The organism is Paracraurococcus ruber, assembly GCF_004353985.1.
Taxonomy (GTDB): Bacteria; Pseudomonadota; Alphaproteobacteria; order Acetobacterales; family Acetobacteraceae; genus Paracraurococcus; species Paracraurococcus ruber.
In genome coordinates this window covers 1-18,275 of the sequence record NZ_SMOA01000098.1, presented here as the reverse complement: position 1 = coordinate 18,275, position 18,275 = coordinate 1, and the positions used below count along the sequence as shown (strand labels likewise).

General features: G+C 72.2%; 14 protein-coding genes and 1 pseudogene. 7 read left to right on the top strand and 8 right to left on the bottom strand.

Translation table 11 applies throughout. From position 1 onward, the window contains the following. On the top strand, positions 1-1,095 hold a 1,095-nt coding region (locus tag E2C05_RS17455; RefSeq protein ID WP_133220928.1), incomplete at its 5' end, for a response regulator. An 832-nt stretch (positions 1,096-1,927) separates the two neighbouring features. On the opposite strand, the gene E2C05_RS17450 is transcribed toward E2C05_RS17455, so the two are convergent. Together E2C05_RS17450 and E2C05_RS17445 are read right to left on the bottom strand one after the other, a co-directional pair. Continuing rightward, complete coding sequence (locus tag E2C05_RS17450) at positions 1,928-2,836, bottom strand: crotonase/enoyl-CoA hydratase family protein (RefSeq protein WP_240046772.1); 909 nt, start codon at positions 2,834-2,836, stop codon at positions 1,928-1,930. A gap of 568 nt (positions 2,837-3,404) precedes the next feature. Further along, complete coding sequence (locus tag E2C05_RS17445; protein ID WP_133220926.1) at positions 3,405-3,719, bottom strand: SCP2 sterol-binding domain-containing protein; 315 nt, start codon at positions 3,717-3,719, stop codon at positions 3,405-3,407. Positions 3,720-3,879: 160 nt separating this feature from the next. Here E2C05_RS17445 and E2C05_RS17440 point away from each other — a divergent pair, with 160 nt between their 5' ends. Genes E2C05_RS17440 through E2C05_RS17415 form a run of 6 tightly spaced genes read left to right on the top strand, consistent with a single transcriptional unit; the run spans position 3,880 to position 12,611 of the window. After that, the gene (locus E2C05_RS17440; protein WP_158292193.1) at positions 3,880-5,214 is read left to right on the top strand and encodes an OmpP1/FadL family transporter; all 1,335 of its coding nucleotides are present in this window, start codon (positions 3,880-3,882) and stop codon (positions 5,212-5,214) included. A 17-nt stretch (positions 5,215-5,231) separates the two neighbouring features. Continuing rightward, positions 5,232-6,929 carry a long-chain-fatty-acid--CoA ligase gene (locus E2C05_RS17435; protein ID WP_133220924.1) on the top strand — a complete coding sequence of 566 codons (1,698 nt, stop codon included), beginning with the start codon at positions 5,232-5,234 and terminating at the stop codon, positions 6,927-6,929. Further along, positions 6,926-7,330 carry a MerR family transcriptional regulator gene (locus E2C05_RS17430; RefSeq protein WP_133220923.1) on the top strand — a complete coding sequence of 135 codons (405 nt, stop codon included), beginning with the start codon at positions 6,926-6,928 and terminating at the stop codon, positions 7,328-7,330. The genes E2C05_RS17435 and E2C05_RS17430 overlap by 4 nt, the downstream gene beginning before the upstream one ends. Positions 7,331-7,349: 19 nt before the next feature. Beyond that, positions 7,350-8,486 (top strand): thiolase family protein, encoded by a 1,137-nt coding sequence (locus tag E2C05_RS17425; protein ID WP_133220922.1) that lies wholly within the window; start codon positions 7,350-7,352, stop codon positions 8,484-8,486. Next, positions 8,486-10,828 (top strand): 3-hydroxyacyl-CoA dehydrogenase/enoyl-CoA hydratase family protein, encoded by a 2,343-nt coding sequence (locus E2C05_RS17420; RefSeq protein WP_133220921.1) that lies wholly within the window; start codon positions 8,486-8,488, stop codon positions 10,826-10,828. Before E2C05_RS17425 ends, E2C05_RS17420 begins: the two co-directional genes overlap by 1 nt. A gap of 10 nt (positions 10,829-10,838) precedes the next feature. After that, positions 10,839-12,611: an acyl-CoA dehydrogenase C-terminal domain-containing protein gene (locus E2C05_RS17415; RefSeq protein WP_133220920.1), complete on the top strand. Its 1,773-nt coding sequence runs from the start codon at positions 10,839-10,841 to the stop codon at positions 12,609-12,611. 67 nt (positions 12,612-12,678) lie between these two features. On the opposite strand, the gene E2C05_RS17410 is transcribed toward E2C05_RS17415, so the two are convergent. From E2C05_RS17410 to E2C05_RS17385, 6 genes and pseudogenes are all read right to left on the bottom strand, one after another. After that, positions 12,679-13,644: an MBL fold metallo-hydrolase gene (locus E2C05_RS17410; protein WP_240046771.1), complete on the bottom strand. Its 966-nt coding sequence runs from the start codon at positions 13,642-13,644 to the stop codon at positions 12,679-12,681. A gap of 16 nt (positions 13,645-13,660) precedes the next feature. Beyond that, entirely contained in the window at positions 13,661-14,650 is a 990-nt protein-coding gene (locus E2C05_RS17405) for an MBL fold metallo-hydrolase (protein ID WP_133220918.1), read from the bottom strand. A gap of 160 nt (positions 14,651-14,810) precedes the next feature. After that, a complete protein-coding gene (locus tag E2C05_RS17400; protein ID WP_133220917.1) occupies positions 14,811-16,076 on the bottom strand; it encodes a class I SAM-dependent RNA methyltransferase in 1,266 nt (421 codons plus the stop codon). Then, positions 16,069-16,503 (bottom strand): DUF2721 domain-containing protein, encoded by a 435-nt coding sequence (locus E2C05_RS17395; protein ID WP_133220916.1) that lies wholly within the window; start codon positions 16,501-16,503, stop codon positions 16,069-16,071. Before E2C05_RS17395 ends, E2C05_RS17400 begins: the two co-directional genes overlap by 8 nt. A gap of 67 nt (positions 16,504-16,570) precedes the next feature. Further along, entirely contained in the window at positions 16,571-17,740 is a 1,170-nt protein-coding gene (locus E2C05_RS17390; protein WP_133220929.1) for an acyl-CoA dehydrogenase, read from the bottom strand. Positions 17,741-17,985: 245 nt separating this feature from the next. After that, positions 17,986-18,275 (bottom strand): annotated as a pseudogene (locus tag E2C05_RS17385) (DEAD/DEAH box helicase); the annotation flags it as partial.

Sequence of the window (18,275 nt, the reverse complement as noted above, 5' to 3'; positions counted from 1 at the left end):
GCCGGGCCGGAGGGCGCGCCCGCGACCGAGGTGGTCGCCGCCGCCCTGCGCGGCGCCGGGCCGGCCGCCGGGCTGCCGATCTTTGCCCTGGGGGCGGCGGCTGCGCCCGGCCTGCCCGCGGCGGCCCTGCAGCGGCGCGTCATGGCGGTGCTGTCCGCGGCGCCCGGCGCGGCCGACTGGGCGATGCCGCTGGCGATGGCCCGGGCTTTGCTGCCGCCTGCCCCGGCCGCCGCCCTGCGCGCCGCGGCGGTCCCGCCCATGCGCGTGCTGGTCGCCGACGACAACCGGGTGAACCGGCTGGTGGTGCAGAAGATCCTGGAGCGCGAGGGGCACGCCGTGACCCTGGTGGCCGATGGGGAGGAGGCGCTGGACGCCATGGAGGCGGGCGGCCTGGATCTGGTGCTGATGGACCTGAACATGCCGGGCACCGACGGCATCACCGCCACCAAGCTCTACCGCTTCGCCGCGCTCGGCCGGCCGCATCTGCCCATCCTCGGCCTGACCGCCGATGCGACGCCGGAAGCCGCGGCGCGCTGCCGCGCCGCCGGGATGGATGGCTGCCTGGTGAAGCCGCTCGAGCCGGCGCAGCTTGCGGCCGCGGTGGCGGCGCATGCGCCGCACCAGCCGGATGGCGAGGCGTCGGGCAAGGCGGTGCCGGCAGCGCGACCGGCAACGGCGCGGGCGGCGACGCCGCTGCCGGCGGTGACGCCCATCGGGTCGCATCCGCGCTTCCGCGCGGCGCCACCGGCCGGGCTTGACCCGGCGGTGACTGCAGAGCTGGTCGCGCTCGGCGGCCCGCGCTTCGCCGAGCAATTGCGGGCCGATTTCCTAGCCGATGCGGCGGTCGTGCTGCGGACCCTGGAGGAGGCGGCGGCGCGTGGCGATGCCACGCGCTTCCGCACGGCGGCGCATGCCCTGCGGAGCAGCGCCGGCAATATCGGCGCGCGTGGCGTTCAGGCGCTCTGCGCCGCTGCCGAGGCCCTGCCGATGACCGAGGTGGCCCTGACCGGAAGCCGCCAGGCGGCTCTGCTGGCGGAGGAGTTGCAGCGCCTCGACGATGCTGGGAAGGCGGCAGGCGGCGCGGCCTCATACTGACGGCCGTTGATCCTGGCCGATCGACGGCCCCTCGATCGTCGGGCGGTTCGCTCCGCAAGCCACGGCGCCGTTCCGTGTGCTCGGCATAGATGGAGCATTCGTACCGCTGGCAGGAGGCGCAATCCGCCTGGCACGGCATGGGCGCCTGTGGCGCAGCATCCGGCCTCGCATGCGGCCAGGGCTGGTGCGGCAGGCCGTGCTTGCCCTGATCGAGCGCCCGGTCCTTCGAAGACGCGAGGCGCGCCGGGTCGTCGCTGACATGGCGGACCCATGCTGGAGGGCGGCCAGGTCCCTGGGCGGTCCCATCCGGGCGCGGCGGTGATCGGCAACCGGTCCGGCCGGCGATGGCGACAGGCAGGAGACGGCCGGGGACCGGGCGTCACGATCCAGCCGGGAAACGCCGGCGCCGCGGTGGCCGCGCGCGACCGCAATTCGGCCGGCTGGCGCAGGCTGCGCCGCCGCCCCGTGGCCATCCGTGCCGGCGCGCCCCCCCCTGCGGGACGCAGCCGCCTGCGAGGCACCCGGCAGTCTCGGCTCAGCTGCAACGATCCAGGGCCTTGGCCGCCCGTCGATGGCGGCCATGTGCGTGCGGCTGCCGCGGCGTGCCTTGGTCTGGTTTGGGGAGGGCGGCGCGCAGGCCGCGCTAAGGGATCGACCACGAGGCGTCTGCGGCGCCGCGGCGTTCACGCCGCGCTGGGAGTCGCGCCAGGCTGCCATCCGCGTCGGTGCGGCACGGGGCGGGCCGTCCCGCCAGCCCGCATCGGGCCGGGGTTGTCCGGCCGCAAGCCGCGGCCGCCTGGGCGTGACCTTGGCCGGGCGATGGCCCGGGATGTCAGGCCGCGACGGCCATCCGGCGATCCTGCGCGCCGCAGAGCCGCGCCATGCGGCGAAGGTCCTGCTCCGACAGGCGCATGGCCGCATCGGCCCAGATCTCGACGATGTCGCGCAGTTCCTCGATCGTCACCGGGTCCACCCGCCGGCGGGCGCGCGCCATCGCCTGGCGGGCATTGTGGAAGCGGTCCTGCTTGGCGATGAAGGCCTGCAGCGCCGTCTCACCCTCGCCATCCTCGGCCAGGATGTCCACCAGGCCCATGGCGTGCATCGCCTCCGCCGTGTGGATCTCGCCCGAAAGGATCAGCGCCTCGGCGGCGGCGCGGCCAATGCGGCGGGAGAGGAAGCTGGCGGCGCCCATCCCGGGGAACAGGTTGAACAGCACCTCCGGCAGGCCGAATTTCGCGCTGCGCTCGGCGACGATCAGGTCATGGGCGAGGGCGCATTCGAAGCCGCCGCCCAGCGCATCCCCCTGCACCAGGGCGACGGTGATCATCGGCAGGTCGAGCGCGGTGTGGTTGCGGTGGATCGCCTCCACGGCCGCATGGCCATAGCGCAGCAGGCCGTCCCGGTCGCCGGCGGCGATCAGGCGGCGGAACAGGCCGAGATCGCCACCGAGGTTGTAGATGCCGGGAATGGCCGACCCGCAGACGAACCAGCGCGGCGCCGGCAGCGGCGATCCGGCGGCGAAGAGGTCCGGAATGGCGGCGTGCATGCTGGCGATGTCGCGCAGCAGTTCCGGGCTGAAGCAGGGCCGCTCGGTCGGGCGCAGGCGGCACCAGTAGATTCCGCGCTCGGCGTCATAGGCCGTGTCCAGCGTTTCATGCGTCGCGGCGGGGCGGCTGCCCAGGCTCACCTGGGTGGCAGACGGGGCGAGGCCAGTGGCCAGGGGGCTGCGGATGTAGGTCAAGCGGCGGCTCCTCGGTCTGTCTGGCCCCGGCGGAAGCGGGATCGGCGGCCGCAGGCACTCTAACCGATCACGAAGCCGTGATGCAATATACAATGTTCCTGTGGGTTGCTGAACCTGCATCGTCCGACGCCGGGGGGGATCGCCACAGTGCGGGCATGCGGGCATGCGGGCATGCGGGCATGCGGGCCTCGGGGCTGCCGAAGCCGGTCGGGATCTCCGAATCGGCGCGCCCGGCATGCCCGGACCGGCTTGCGTCCTGCGATACGCCTTGGGCCGCGGCGGCGCGTCGTCGCCAGGGGCCTCGGCTCCCGGGACCATCTCCTGGGTCTGGCGACCGGCCCGCGGGGAGAGGCCATCGCACCCGCCTTCCCAAGCGCCCGCCGCAACGACCCTGCGGGCCCGCGGCCATGGCGCGGGCCATGATCGCGGCGAGTGGTCGTTCGCAGGCTCGCGCCGGCAGGCCTGCATCGCCTGGCGCGGCGCCGGCGGCAGCGCCCGGGTGCCGGCGGACATCGGCCGCCCGCATCCGGCCCCCGCGAAGGCCGGCCGGCCGCCGCCCGCCGGATGCTCAGTCGTCGAGCAGGCTGGCCAGCTTCATGGCCACGCCCTTCGACCCCTCGACCCGCAACTTGCCGGTGGAGAAGGCCAGCATTGGGCTGAGCCGGCCGGCCAGCAGCTTTGCCAAGTTCTCGCCGCTCATCGACAGCACCGTATCCGCCTCGGTCGCCGCATCGGCCGGGCCGATCGCGGCCGTCCCGCCGGTGGCGTCCAGCAGCACGCTTTCCTCCGTATCCGTCAGGTCGAAGCGGATGCGGTAGCCGAGGCGCTTCAGCGCCTCCGCCCGGCCCTGCATCGCCGCCATCAAGGTCTCCGCATCCGCCATCGCCTTGCTCCCTCGTTCCGCAACCTGTCGTATAGGGTCCTATATTGACCTATACGTCACCTTGGAATAGCTGTACTCACGCTCACGGCTTCAACCAGGATGGATGGAAACCACCGGGCCGCAAAAGGTCCGGGGAACCAGGACGGGGAGGGGACAGGACATGGGCCGATATCGGCTTCACGCGGCAGGGCTCGCGCTGGGCAGCCTTGCGCTGGCAGGCTCGGCCGGCGCCGCGGGCTACGAGGTGCGGGAACAGAGCGCGGTCGGGCAGGGCACGTCCTTCGCCGGCGCGGCGGCGCGCAACGACGACCCCAGCCTGATTTTCTTCAACCCGGCGGCGATGAGCGGCCTTCGCGGCATCCAGGGGGCGCTCGTCGGCAGCGGCATCTTCCCCGACTCCACCGCCAGCGCGGGCAGCGCCACGCGCAACGCCGCCATCGGCGGGTCGCCGATCCGCGGGTCGCTGGGCGGCGATATCGGCCTCGATGCCTTCGTCCCGGCGACCTATGCGACGATCCAGCTGGCGCCGGACTGGCATTTCGGCGTCGGCATCACGGTGCCCTGGGGCCTGGTGACCAAGAGCCCGGCGGACAGCATCGCGCGCTACCACGCGCTCACCTCCTCGCTGCGCACGGTGAATGTGACGCCCGCCCTGTCCTGGCAGGCGCTGCCCAACCTCTCGCTCGGCATCGGGCTGCAGGTGCAATACGCGTCCGCCCGGCTGTCGACCGGCATCGACTATGGCGCCATCGGCGCCGCGCAGCGCATCCCGGGCTTCGTCCCCGGCGCCCGCGATGGCCGGTCCACCGTCACCGGCACCGACACCACCGTGGGCGTCCAGCTCGGCGCGCAGTGGGAGCCGGTGGCGGGTACCCGGCTCGGCCTCGCCTGGCGGTCGGCGATGTTCTACGAGTTGCGCGGCGACGCGACCTTCGAGGGCGTGCCCTTTCCCCTCTCGTCCTCCCCCGCCTTCGCCAATACTGGCGGTCGCGCCAAGCTGGGCACGCCCGATACGATCAACCTCGGCCTGACCCAGAGGCTGGACGAGCGCTGGACGCTGCTGGGCGGGCTGGAATGGACCAACTGGTCGCGCTTCCGCGAGCTGATCGTGAATTTCGACAGCGGCCGCCCGGCATCCATCACCGAGGAGCGCTGGCATGACAGCCTCTTCGCCTCGGTCGGCGCGGAATACCGCTGGAACGACGACCTCTCGCTCCGCGCCGGCTTCGCCTACGACCAGTCGCCGGTCCGCAATGCCGAGCGCACGCCACGCATCCCGGACAGCGACCGCTACTGGCTTTCCGTCGGCGCGAGCTGGCAGGTGCACCCGAATGCGACGCTCAGCCTGGCCTACACACATATCTTCTCGCCGGAAGCCAACGTGACCTTGAGCGACCCCGGGCCGCGCAACACCAACCTGTTCCGCGGCAACCTGAACGCCACCTATCAGGCGTCGGTGGACATCGTCACCGCCCAACTCCGCTTCGCCTTCTGAGGCAAGGATACGGCGCCATGGACACGCTGACCCCGGAGACCGCGCCGCCCTCGCTTCCGGCCTATCCGGCCGGCATCGCCTGGGCGATGCCCCTGCCGCCGATGACGCTGGTGGAGATCTTCGACGGCGCGGCCGCCCGCTTCGCGGACCGCCCCTGCCTCGATTTCCTGGGTCGGCGCTGGACCTACCGGGCCGTGGCGGCGGATGTGGCGCGCGTCGCCGCCGGCTTCCGCCGCCTGGGCGCCGGGCCGGGGACGCGCATCGGGCTGTGCCTGCCGAATGGCCCGCACTACGTCATCGCCTTCTTCGCCGCGCTGCGCTGCGGCGCGACGGTGGTGAACTTCAATCCGCTCTATGTCCCGGCGGAGCTGGCGGCGCAGGCGCGGGACAGCGGGACGGAGATCATGGTGGCGCCGGACCTGGTGCCCATCCTCGGCCGGGTGCTGGGCCTGCTGGAGGATGGCGGGCCGGTGCGGCAGGTGGTGGCCTGCCCCTTCGCCGCCACGCTGCCGCCCCTGAAATCCGTGCTGTTCCGCCTGCTGAAGCGCAAGGCCCTGGCGCCCATCCCGGCCGGCCAGCCGCGGGTGCTGCGCTGGGACCTGCTGCTGGACAGCCCGCCCATGGACCTGCCGGCGCCGCGGCCGGAGGACCTGGCGGTGCTGCAATACACCGGCGGCACCACCGGCACGCCGAAGGCCGCCATGCTGACGCATGCGAACCTGGCGGCGAACTGGCGGCAGGTGGCGTCCTGGTCGCCGCAGCTGCGCCCGGGGGAGGAGCGCATGCTGGCGGTCCTGCCCTTCTTCCATGTCTTCGCGCTGAGCTCGGTGCTGGGCGCCGCCATCCACATGGGCGCCGAGATCGTGATGCTGCCGCGCTTCGAGCCGGCAACGCTGATCGCCGCGCTGCGCCGCACCCGCCCGACCGTGTTCCATGGCGTGCCCACGCTGTTCAAGGCGGTGATCGACCATGGCGCGACCCAGGCCGACCTGGCTTCGGTGAAGATCTGCATCTCGGGCGGCGCGCCCCTGCCGCTGGAGATCAAGCGCGCCTTCGAGGAGAAGAGCGGCTGCCGGGTGGTGGAGGGCTATGGCCTGACCGAGGCCTCGCCGGTGTGTTTCTGCAATCCGGCCGAAGGGCTGCAGAAGGACGGCAGCATCGGCCTGCCGGTGCCGGGCGTGCGGGCCGAGATCCGCGCGCTGGACGACCCCGGGCGTGCCCTGCCGCCGGGCGAGCGCGGCGAGCTGTGCATCGCCGGCCCCAATGTCATGGCCGGCTACTGGAACCGCCCGGCCGAGACTGCGGCGGTGATCGGCCCCGATGGCTTCCTGCGCACCGGCGATGTCGGGATCATGGACCAGGACGGCTTCGTCACCCTGGTCGACCGCATCAAGGACCTGATCCTGTGCAGCGGCTACAACGTCTATCCGCGGGTGATCGAGGAAGCGCTCTACACCCACCCGGCCGTGGTGGCGGCGACGGTGGTCGGCCAGCCCGACGCCTATCGCGGCGAGAGCCCGGCTGCCTTCGTCCAGCTGCAGCCCGGCAGCACGCTGACCGTGGACGGCCTGCGGGCGCACCTGAAGGCGCGCATCTCCGCCATCGAGATGCCGAAGCTGATCGAGATCCGCGCGACGCTGCCGCGCACCGCGGTGGGCAAGCTGTCGAAGAAGGAGCTGCGGGAGGAATTGCTGCAGCGGGGCAAGGGCGCTTGAGCGAGCTGTTCACGGTCAACCAGCTGGCCGAGGACCTGGGCGTCACCCCGCGGGCGATCCGGTTCTATGAGGTGAAGGGGCTGATCGCCCCGCGCCGCGCCGGCACCACCCGCGTCTTCGACCGGCGCGACCGCGCCCGGCTGCTGCTGGTGCTGCGTGGCAAGCGGCTGGGCTTCTCGCTGGCCGAGATCCGCGAATTCCTCGACCTCTACGACACCGATCGTACCCAGCGCAGCCAGCTGAGCCTGCTGCTGGAGAAGACCCGGTCGCGCATCGCCGAGCTGGAGCAGCAGCGGCGTGACCTGGAGCAGACCCTGGACGAACTGAAGGCGGTGGAAAGCGAGGCGCTGGCGGTGCTGGACGACCGCGCCGCGGCGGCGCCGACATCCGTTGCCGATTGAGGATTGGGAGACGCTGGACATGACCGACGTGGTGATCGCCGCCTATCGCCGCAGCCCCTTCCACCTGGCCCAGAAGGGCGGGCTGGCCAAGGTGCGGCCGGACGAGATGGCGGCGCAGGTGGTGCGCGCCCTGGTGGCGGAGACCGGCATCGACCCCGCCACCATCGAGGACCTGGTGATGGGCTGCGCCTTCCCCGAAGGCGAGCAGGGGCTGAACCTGGCCAAGCTGGTCGCCTTCGTCGCCGGCCTGCCGGAGAGCGTGGCGGGGGCGACGGTGAACCGCTTCTGCGGCTCCTCCATGCAGGCGGTGCATCAGGCGGCCGGCGCGATCCGCATGGGCGCGGGCGATGCCTTCCTGTGCTGCGGCGTCGAGAGCATGACGCGGGTGCCGATGATGGGCTTCAACCCCATGCCGCATCCCGGCCTCGCGCAGGATTATCCGCAGGCCTATGTCTCGATGGGAGAGACGGCGGAGAACGTGGCGAAGCTGCACCAGGTGCCGCGCGCCGAGCAGGAAGCCTTCGCGGTCCGCAGTCACCAGAAGGCGGCCACGGCGCAGCGCGAGGGGCGTCTCGAGGCCGAGATCGTCCCGATCGAGGCCGGCGGCAAGCGCGTGGCGCAGGATGGCTGCATCCGTCCCGACACGACCGCCGAGACGCTGGCCGGGCTCAGGCCGGCCTTCCGGGCCGAGGGCACGGTGACGGCCGGCACCTCCTCCCCGCTCACGGATGGCGCGGTGGCGCTGCTGGTCTGCTCCGCCGACTATGCGAAGGCGCATGGGCTGACGCCGCTGGCCAGGGTGAAGGCCGTGGCGGTGGCCGGCTGCGGGCCGGAGGTGATGGGCATGGGCCCGGTCGGTGCTTCGGCCAAGGCGCTGGCGCGGGCCGGCATTACCGCGCGCGACCTCGACGTGGTCGAGCTGAACGAGGCCTTCGCCAGCCAGGCCCTGGCCTGCATGCGCGAGCTGGGCCTGGACGAGGCCAAGGTGAACCTGGATGGCGGCGCCATCGCGCTGGGCCATCCGCTGGGCGCGACCGGCGCGCGCATCACCGGCAAGGCGGCGCAGATCCTGCAGCGCCAAGGCGGGCGATACGCCCTGGCGACGCAATGCATCGGCGGCGGCCAGGGCATCGCCACCGTGCTGGAGGCGGTGTGATGGACGGCACCCTGGTCGCGGCGGCGACGGCGCGAACGGCGCCGGCCATCCGCAAGGTCGGCGTGGTGGGCGCCGGCGTGATGGGCGCCGGCATCGCCGCGCAGGTGGCGAATGCCGGCGTGCCGGTGGTGCTGCTGGACATCGTGCCGGGCGGCGCCGCCAAGGCCATCGAGCGCATGCTGAAGACCGACCCGGCGCCCTTCATGCACCGCGGCGCGGCGCGGCTGGTGACGCCGGGCGATGTCGGCACCGACCTTGCGCTGCTGTCCGACTGCGACTGGATCTGCGAGGCGATCATCGAGCGGCCGGACGCCAAGCGGGAGCTCTATGCGAAGCTGGAGGGCGTGCGGCAGCCCGGCTCGATCGTGTCGTCCAACACCTCCACCATTCCCCTGGCGGCGCTGACGGAGGGCCTCGGGGACGGCTTCGCCGCCGACTTCCTGATCACCCATTTCTTCAACCCGCCCCGTTACATGCGCCTGCTGGAGGTTGTGCGCGGGCCGCAGACGCGCGCCGAGGCGGTCGCGGCCATCACGGCGTTCGGCGACCGCACCCTGGGCAAGACCGTGATCCCCTGCAAGGACCGGCCGGGCTTCATCGCCAACCGCATCGGCGGCCTCTGGATGCAGAGCGCGATCAACCGCGCCTTCGACCTGAAGCTGACGGTCGAGGAAGCCGATGCCGTCATGTCCCGTCCGCTCGGCATCCCGAAGACCGGTGTCTTCGGACTGCTGGACCTGGTCGGGCTCGACCTGATGCCGCATGTCGCGGCCAGCATGAAGGCGACGCTGCCCGCCGAGGACGCCTATGTCCTCGGCCTGCGCGAGCATGACGTGATCCTGCGCATGATCGCGGAGGGCCGCACCGGCCGGAAAGGGAAGGGCGGCTTCTACACGCGCGAGAAGGGCCCGGCGGGCGAGAGCCTGAAGCGCGCCATCGACCTCTGGACCGGCGAGTACCGGGCGAGCGAGAAGGCGCAGCTCGAAAGCCTGTCGCTGCGCGACCTGCGCGCCCTGGCCGAGCATCCGGACCGCGGCGGCCGCTACGCCCGCGCCGTGCTGCTGGACCTGCTGGGCTATGCGGCGTCGCTGGTGCCGGAGATCGCCGACAGCGTCGCCGATGTCGATGCCGCCATGCGGCTCGGCTACAACTGGAAATACGGGCCCTTCGAGCTGATCGACCGGCTGGGCGCCGCCTGGCTGGCCAAGGCGCTGGCCGAGGATGGCCGCCCGGTGCCGCCGCTGCTGCGGCAGGTTGGGGATGGCAGCTTCTACCGCGTGCAGGCTGGCACCCTGGAATACCTCGGCACGGATGGCGGCTGGCAGGCCGTGCCGCGGCCGGAGGGCGTGCTGCTGCTGGCCGACGTCAAGCGCCGCACCACGCCGCTGGCGAGGAACGGCAGCGCCTCGCTCTGGGACATCGGCGACGGCGTCGCCTGCCTGGAATTCCACACCAAGATGAACGCCATCGATCCCGGCACGGTCGAGCTGCTCGGCAAGGCGGTGGCGCTGGGGAAGAAGGGCACGATCAAGGCCCTGGTGATCCACAACGAGGGCGAGCAGTTCAGCGTCGGCGCCAATATCGGCCTCGCGCTGTTTGCCGCCAACATCGCCGCCTGGGGCGAGATCGAGGGGCTGATCGAGCAGGGCCAGAAGGCCATGCTCGCCTTGCGCAACGCGCCCTTCCCGGTGGTCGGCGCCCCCTCCGGCATGGCGCTCGGCGGCGGCTGCGAGATCCTGCTGCACTGCGATGCGGTGCAGGCGCATGCCGAGAGCTATATCGGCCTGGTCGAGGTCGGCGTCGGGCTGATCCCCGGCTGGGGCGGCTGCACCGCCATGCTGCGCCGCTGGGCGGAGAATCCGCGCGCGCCGAAGGGCCCGATGCCGCCGGTCGCCAAGGCCTTCGAGATGATCTCGACCGCGCAGGTGGCCAAATCCGCCTTCGAGGCGAAGGATATGCTGCTGCTGCGCCAGACGGATGGCATCACCTTCAACCGCGACCGGCTGCTGGCCGACGCCAAGGCCAAGGCGCTGTCGCTGGTGGAAGGCTATGCCCCGCCCGAGCCGAAGCCGCTGCGCCTGCCGGGCGAGACCGGCCGCGTGGCGCTGGCCATGGCGGTGCGGCAGCAGCAGGCGCTGGGCCGCGTGACGCCGCATGACATCGTGGTCTGCGAGCATCTGGCGCAGACCCTGACCGGCGGCCGGAAGGACCACACCGAGGAGACCACGGAGGCCGAGCTGCATGCGCTGGAGCGCCGCAGCTTCATGGCCCTGCTGAAGACGCCGGCGACGCTCGCCCGGGTCGAGCACATGCTCGAAACCGGCCGGCCGCCGCGGAACTAGGACGACACCGATGCCGACCTACAACGCCCCCCTGCGAGACATGCGCTTCGTCCTCACCGAACTCGCCGGCACCGAACGCCTGCGCGGCCTGCCGGGCTGCGAGGAGATCGGGCCCGACCTGGTGGACCCGGTGCTGGAGGAAGCGGCGAAGTTCTGCTCCGAGGTGCTGCTGCCGCTCAACCAGTCCGGCGACGCCGAGGGCTGCACGCTGGAGAATGGCGTGGTCCGCACGCCCAAGGGCTTCGTCGAGGCGTACCGGTCGTTCTGCGACGGCGGCTGGACCGCCCTCGGCGCCGATCCGGAATGGGGCGGCCAGGGCCTGCCGAAATCCATCGGCCTGCTGGTGGAGGAGATGATCTGCTCCGCCAACATGGCCTTCGGCATGTATCCCGGCCTCTCGCACGGCGCCTATGCCGCGCTGGAGAAGCACGGCACGCCGGAGCAGAAGGCGCTGTACCTGCCGAAGCTGACCAGCGGCGAATGGGCCGGCACCATGTGCCTGACGGAGCCGCATTGCGGCACCGATCTCGGCCTGATCCGCACCCGCGCCGTGCCCGCCGAGGACGGCAGCTACCGCATCACCGGCACCAAGATCTTCATCAGCGCCGGCGAGCATGATCTGACGGCGAACATCGTTCACCTTGTTCTCGCCAAGCTTCCCGATGCGCCGCCCGGCACCCGCGGCATCTCGCTGTTCGTCGTGCCGAAATACCTGCCGACCGAGGATGGCCGCCCCGGCCCGCGCAACGGCGTCACCTGCACGGGCCTCGAGCACAAGATGGGCATCAAGGCCAGCGCGACCTGCGCCATGGCCTTCGACGATGCCAAGGGCTGGCTGGTCGGGCGGCCGCACAAGGGCCTCTTGGCCATGTTCACCATGATGAACGAGGCGCGGCTCGGCGTCGGCGTGCAGGGCCTCGGCATCGCCGAGATCGCCTATCAGAACGCCGTCTCCTATGCGCGGGACCGCATCCAGGGCCGCGGCCTGGACGGCACCAAGGCGCCGGACAAGCCGGCCGACCCCATCCTGGTCCACCCCGATGTCCGCCGCATGCTGCTGACCATGCGCGCCATGACGGAAGGCTGCCGCGCGCTCTCGGCCATGGCGGCGCTGGAGCACGATGTCTCCCTCCGGCATCCGGACCCGGCGGCGCGCCAGGCGGCGGACGATTTCGTCCAGCTGATGACGCCGATCATCAAGGCTGTCTTCACCGATACGGGCTGGGATGCGGCGGTCCTGGGCATGCAGGTCTGGGGCGGCCATGGCTATATCCGCGACAACGGGATGGAGCAGTTCGCCCGCGACGCCCGCATCACCCAGATCTACGAGGGTACCAACGGCATCCAGGCGCTGGACCTGGTCGGCCGCAAGCTTGGCGCGCATGGCGGCCGCTACCTCCGCAGCTTCTTCCACCCCGTCCTCGCCTTCATCGAGGCGAAGTCGGAGGAGCCGGCGATGGAGGAGTTCATCCTGCCGCTTTCTAAGGCCTTCGGGCGGCTGCAGCAGGTGACGGCGGACCTCGCCCAGCGCGGCCTGCGCGACCCCTTCGAGGCCGGCGCCGGCGCCAGCGACTACCTGCGCCTGTTCGGCCTCACCGCGCTCGCCTATGCCTGGGCGCGCATGGCGGAGATCGCGCTGGACAAGCCGGACGCCTTCTACAAGGCCAAGCTGGCAACGGCGCGCTTCTTCATGCAGCGCATCCTGCCGGAGACGTCGTCGCTGGCGGCCAAGGTGCTGGCCGGGGGCGAGACGCTGAAGGCCTTCGAGGACGCGGCGTTCTGAGGGATTGCAGGGGGCGCTGCCCCCTGCAACCCCGCCAGGGGTCGAGCGACCCTTGGACAGGCCTGAGTCAGACCGTGCTGGACCAGTCCGCCGGAATGAAGCGGAAGCCCTCGCCCCAGGGCGCGACATAGCCATTGGCGGGGAAGGGGAAGTGATAGGCGGTGATGCGGGCGCGCTCCGCCGCCGCGCGGCCGAAGACGCGTCGCCGGCTCTCGGTCGCCATCGCCGCATCCAGGTCGAACACCGAAGCCCAGTGCGGGTAGCGCAGGAACAGCTCCGGCCGGCTGGAGGTATCGGCCATGACGAAGAGCTGCTCCGCCCCATCCGCCACATGGAACACCGTGTGCCCCGGCGTGTGGCCGGCGGCGTTGAGCGCCCGCACGCCTGGCGCGACTTCCTGGTCCCAGTCGAAGCGCCGCAGCTTCGCCTGGTAGGGGCCGAAGCGGCGCCGCACATTGGCGAAGGTGCCGCGCTGCATCTCGGGCACCCGGCCGCTATTGCCTTCATCGGTCCAGAAGGCCCATTCCGCGGCGGGCACCGCGACCTCGGCATTCGGGAACACCGCGGCATTCTCGCGCGTCGTCAGCCCGGTGACGTGGTCACCGTGGAAATGGCTGACCAGCACCAGGGAAACCCGCGCCGGGTCGATCCCGGCTGCCTCCAGGTTGTGCTCGAGCAGCCCCGAGGTCGGCGAAAGCTGCCCGCCGCCCGTCCCGGTGTCGAAGGCGATCAGCTGCCGCCCGGTATCGAGGAAGGTGACGGTGAAGGGGTTGTCCAGCCGGTCCAGCGGCAGCAGCGCCTCGCGCATCGCCGCCTCGACCGCCTCCGGCGTCTGGTTGGCCACCATGCCGCTGCGCGCCGGGTTCTGCCGCGGCGTGAACCCGTCATGCACCGTCGTCACGGTGAAGCCGCCGACCTTGAAGCGGTAGAAGCCCGGCGCCTGCGCCATGCTCGTGCCGTGATGCGCCGCAGCCGGCAGGGCGGAGAGCAGGGGCGCCGCTGCGGCAGCGCCCAGGAACCCACGACGATCCATACCCCTGTCCCTCCTCTCAGACCGCGCTCGACCAGTCGGCCGGGATGAAGCGGTAGCCATTGCCGTCCTTGGCCAGGTAGCCATTGGCCGGGAAGGGGAAGTGGTAGCCGGTGATGCGGATGCGGTCGGCGGACACCCGGTCGAAGATCCGCCGCCGCGACGCCTCGGCCATCGGCGCGTCGAAGTCGAACACGGCGTGGAAATCCGGGCGGCGCGCGAAGAGCTCGGGCCGGTTGATGGTGTCGGCGACGAACATCATCTCCGCCCCGCCATCGGCCAAGTGGTACACGGTGTGGCCCGGCGTATGGCCATAGGCGGCCACGGCGCGGATGCCCGGCACCACCTCGGCCCCGTCGGCCACCTGCCGCACCCGGCCGTTGTAGGGCGCGAAGCGGCGAGCCGCGTTGGCGAAGGTCGGCCGCTGACCCTCCGGCGTCCGGCTCTCATTGCCCGTGTCGCTCCACCAAGCCCATTCGGCGGCGGGCACCACGATCTCGGCATTCGGGAAGGCGCGGGCGCCCTGCGCGTCCAGCAGGCCGTTCACATGGTCGCCGTGGAAATGGCTGTGGATCACCGTCTGCACCGCGGCCGGGTCCAGGCCGGCGGCGCGCATGTTCTCCATCATCCGGCCCATGGTGGCGCCGGCCGGCGTCACGCCGTTGCCGGCATCGAACACCACCAGGCCGCGCGGCGTCTCCACGAAGGTGACCGTGAAGGGGATTCGGTAGGTGGTGGTGCTCAGGAAGGACTCGGCCAGGACGCGCTGCACATCCTCCAGCGGGGCATTGCGCACGAAGCCCTGCACCGGCAGGTCGCGGAACCCGTCATGCACGGTGGTGACGGTCATCCCGCCCAGCTTGAAGCGGTAGAAGCCGGGGGCCTGGGCGGCCGGGGCAGGCGCCGGCGCCGGTGCGGTCTGCGCGGCGGCGCCGCCGAGGATGGCCGGGACGGCGGCAAGGGCGGGCAGCCCGGCCAGGGCCAGGCGGCGGTCAAGGCGGATGGTCATGGATTCTCCCTCCCCGGGGATGACGTTGCCAAAGTGGGACGCCGCCGGCCCTGATCAACCCAAGCCGCCACGTCGCAAGTGGGACAACCCGAGCCCCTCGTCCGCCAATGTGCCGCGGGCCGGCCTGCGGCGCGGAGATCCGTCCGCATCTGCCCGGGCCTCAGCGGCCGAAGACCACGACGCTTTCCAGGTGCGGCGACCACAGGAACTGGTCGACCGGCGTCGCCGACACCACGCGCCAGCCGCCACGCCCCAGTGCCTGGGCGTCCCGCGCCAGCGCGGCCGGGTTGCAGGAAACATAGATCAGCCGCGGGATGATGGCCTTGGCCAGCAGCGCCACCTGCGCCGGGGCGCCGGCATAGGGCGGGTCCAGCACCACCGCGGCGAAGCCCTGCAGGTCCTTCGGCGTCAGCGGCTGCCGGTCCAGGTCCCGCCGCACCGCCTGCACCTTCGCGCCGGCCTTTCCGGCCGCCGCCGCCAGGGCGGCGACCGACTCCGCGGCGCCCTCGAAGGCGGTGACGCGGGCGCGTTGCGCCAGGGGCAGGCTCAGCGTGCCGTTGCCGGCGAAGAGGTCGGCGATGGCGGCCCGCGCCGGCAGCCGCTCCGGCAGCCCGGCCAGCACCGCCGCGACGATGGCCGCCTCGCCGGCCGGGCTGGCCTGCAGGAAGGCGCCCGGGGGCGGCGCGACCAGCACGTCGCCCAGGCGGATGGCCACCAGGCCGAGCTGGGCCGCGGTCTCCGGCGGGCCATCGTTCTGCGCCCAGGCGATGCGCGGGATGCCCTGGGCCGCGGCGAATTCCGCCAGCAGGATCCGCGCCGGCGCCTCCAGCACGCCGTCGGTGCGCAGCAGCAGGTCGGGGCCGGTCTCCAGCAGGTTCACCACCGCCGAGCCCTGCCGCTTCAGCGCCGGCACCCGCTTCAGCACCGCCCGCAGCGGGTCGAGCAGCGCGACGAGGCGCGGATCGAGCACGGCGCAGGTGGCGAGGTCGGTCACCGCCTGGCCGCCGCGCTCATGGAAGCCGATCAGCACCGCGCCGCCCGGGCCCCGGCGCAGCGCCAGGTCGGCGCGGCGCCGCGTCGCCGGCGGCGTGCGGGCCAGCGGGCCGAGCGGCGCATCGGCGAAGCCGGCACGCGCCAGAGCCTCCGCCAGCTTCGCCCGCTTCCAGTCGGCATAGGGCGCATCCGCCCAGTGCTGCAGCGCGCAGCCGCCGCAGGCCGGAAAATGCGGGCAGGGCGGCGTGACGCGGTCGGGGGAGGGGGTGAGCACCGCCTCGACCGCTGCCACCGCGGCATCGCCCCGCTTGCCGGTCAGCTCCGCCCGCACCCGCTCGCCCGGCAGGGCACCGGGGACGAATACGGTGCGCCCGTCCAGCCGGGCGATGCCGTCGCCCGCCGCGCCCAGATCCTCGATGGTCAGGTCAGGCATCGAGGCCGAGGGGCAGGTGCCGATAGGCGAGGCGGATTTCCGCCAGGAAGAACAGCAGCGCCAGCATCAGCACAGCCATGGCGGCGGTCAGCAGCCCGGCGACGACGAAGGCGGCGACCAGTTCCAGCACCAGGCCGATGAAGGAGATGACGATCATCAGGCAGAGCAGGACGGCCGCGAGCACCAGGCAGGCGATGGACATGTGGACCTGCCTGGCGCGGGCGGCCAGCACGCGCCGTTCGCCCGGCAGGGCGGGCGAGAGGCGGTCGCGGATATCCCTGTCCCGGTCGATCAGCCGCGCCAGGCGCTGGGTCAGCACGTTCAGGGCGGCGAAGATCGCGGTCAGCAGGAAGGCCGGCGCGATGGCCATCTGGATGGTGCGCTCGATCCCGGCGATATCGGCCGCGTCGAACATCCCGATCATCATCGCGTCCTCCGGGCCCCCGCCCCTGGATGGCTTCGCCCCCGGGGCGGGCGCGGTTCCGCCCACCGCGTCAGCCGAAGGCGTTCAGCCCGGTGATGGCGCGGCCGAGGATCAGCGCATGCACGTCATGCGTGCCTTCGTAGGTGTTCACCGTCTCCAGGTTCATGACGTGGCGGATGACGTGGTACTCGTCGACGATCCCGTTGCCGCCATGCATATCCCGGGCGACGCGGGCGATGTCCAGCGCCTTGCCGCAGTTGTTGCGCTTGACCAGGCTGATCATCTCCGGCGCCGCGCGGTCCTCGTCGAACAGCCGGCCGACCCGCAGCACCGCCTGCAGGCCGAGCGCGATCTCGGTCTGCATGTTGGCGAGCTTGAGCTGGATGAGCTGGGTGTTGGCCAGCGGCCGGCCGAACATCTTGCGGTTCAGCGTGTAGTCCCGCGCCCGGTGCATGCAGTCCTCGGCGGCGCCGAGCGCGCCCCAGGCGATGCCGTAGCGCGCGCGGTTGAGGCAGGAGAAGGGGCCGGCCAGCGACTTCACGCCGGGCAGGCGGTTCTCCTCGGGCACGAAGACCTCGTCCATCATGATCATGCCGGTGGTGGAGGCGCGGAGCGAGAACTTGCCCTCGATCTTCGGCGTCTCGAAGCCCTTCATCCCGCGCTCGAGCACGAAGCCCCGCAGCGTGCCCTCGTCATCCTTCGCCCAGACCACGGCGATGTCGGCGATCGGGGAGTTGGTGATCCAGGTCTTGCTGCCGCTGATCAGGTAGCCGCCATCCACCTTCTTCGCGCGGGTCCGCATGGAGGAGGGGTCGGAGCCGGCATCGGGCTCGGTCAGGCCGAAGCAGCCGACCATCTCGCCGGTGCGCAGCTTCGGCAGGTACTTCTCCTTCTGCGCCTCGGAGCCGAAGGCATAGATCGGGTACATGACGAGGCTGGACTGGACGGAGAAGGCGCTGCGGTAGCCGCTGTCCACCCGCTCCACCTCGCGCGCCATCAGCCCGTAGGAGACGTAGTTGATGCCGGCGCAGCCATAGCCGTGCAGCGTCGCGCCGAGGAAGCCCATCTCCCCGAACTCGTTCATGATCTCGCGGTGGAAATGTTCCTTGCGGAAGGCCTCCTGCACGCGCGGCAGCAGGCGTTCCTGGCAGAACTGATGCGCCGCGTCGCGGATCATCCGCTCATCCTCGGTCAGCTGGCCTTCCAGCTGCAGCGGATCCTCCCAGGCGAAGGCCGGCATGCTGCGCCGCGCCGGGCTCGCCTGCGCCACCACCGCGGTGTCCGAGGCGCCGGCGGTCGGGATGGCGACGGGGTTCTGCACGTTCATGGCGATCTCCTCGGGGACAGGCCGGCGGGCGGGCGCACTTTGGCGCGCGGCTCTGGGCCGGGCAAATTCTGGCGGAAACGCTCGCGGCCAGGCTGGGCCTGGCCGCCTCGGTCAACGCGGGATCAGGGGGCGGGTGCCGATGCGGCGCCCGCGGGCGATCAGGCCGCTTCCTGCTCCGTCTCCGGCGCCGCGTCGCGGCGCGGGCGGGGGATCGGGATCAGCATGAAGGCCGGGACGGCATCGCCGAAGCCCAGCACCGCCGGGCCCAGATCATCCCGGTCGCGCCGGCGGTCGTCGCGGTCGCGGCGCCGGTCGTCGCGGCGGCCCTCATGCCGGTCGCGGTCATAGCGCTCGCGGTCGGGGCGCTCGCGCTCAGGGCGCTCGCGGTCGGGGCGCTCCTCCGGCGCCCGCGCGGCGCGCTCGGGCCGGTCGCGCGCCGGCCGGTCCC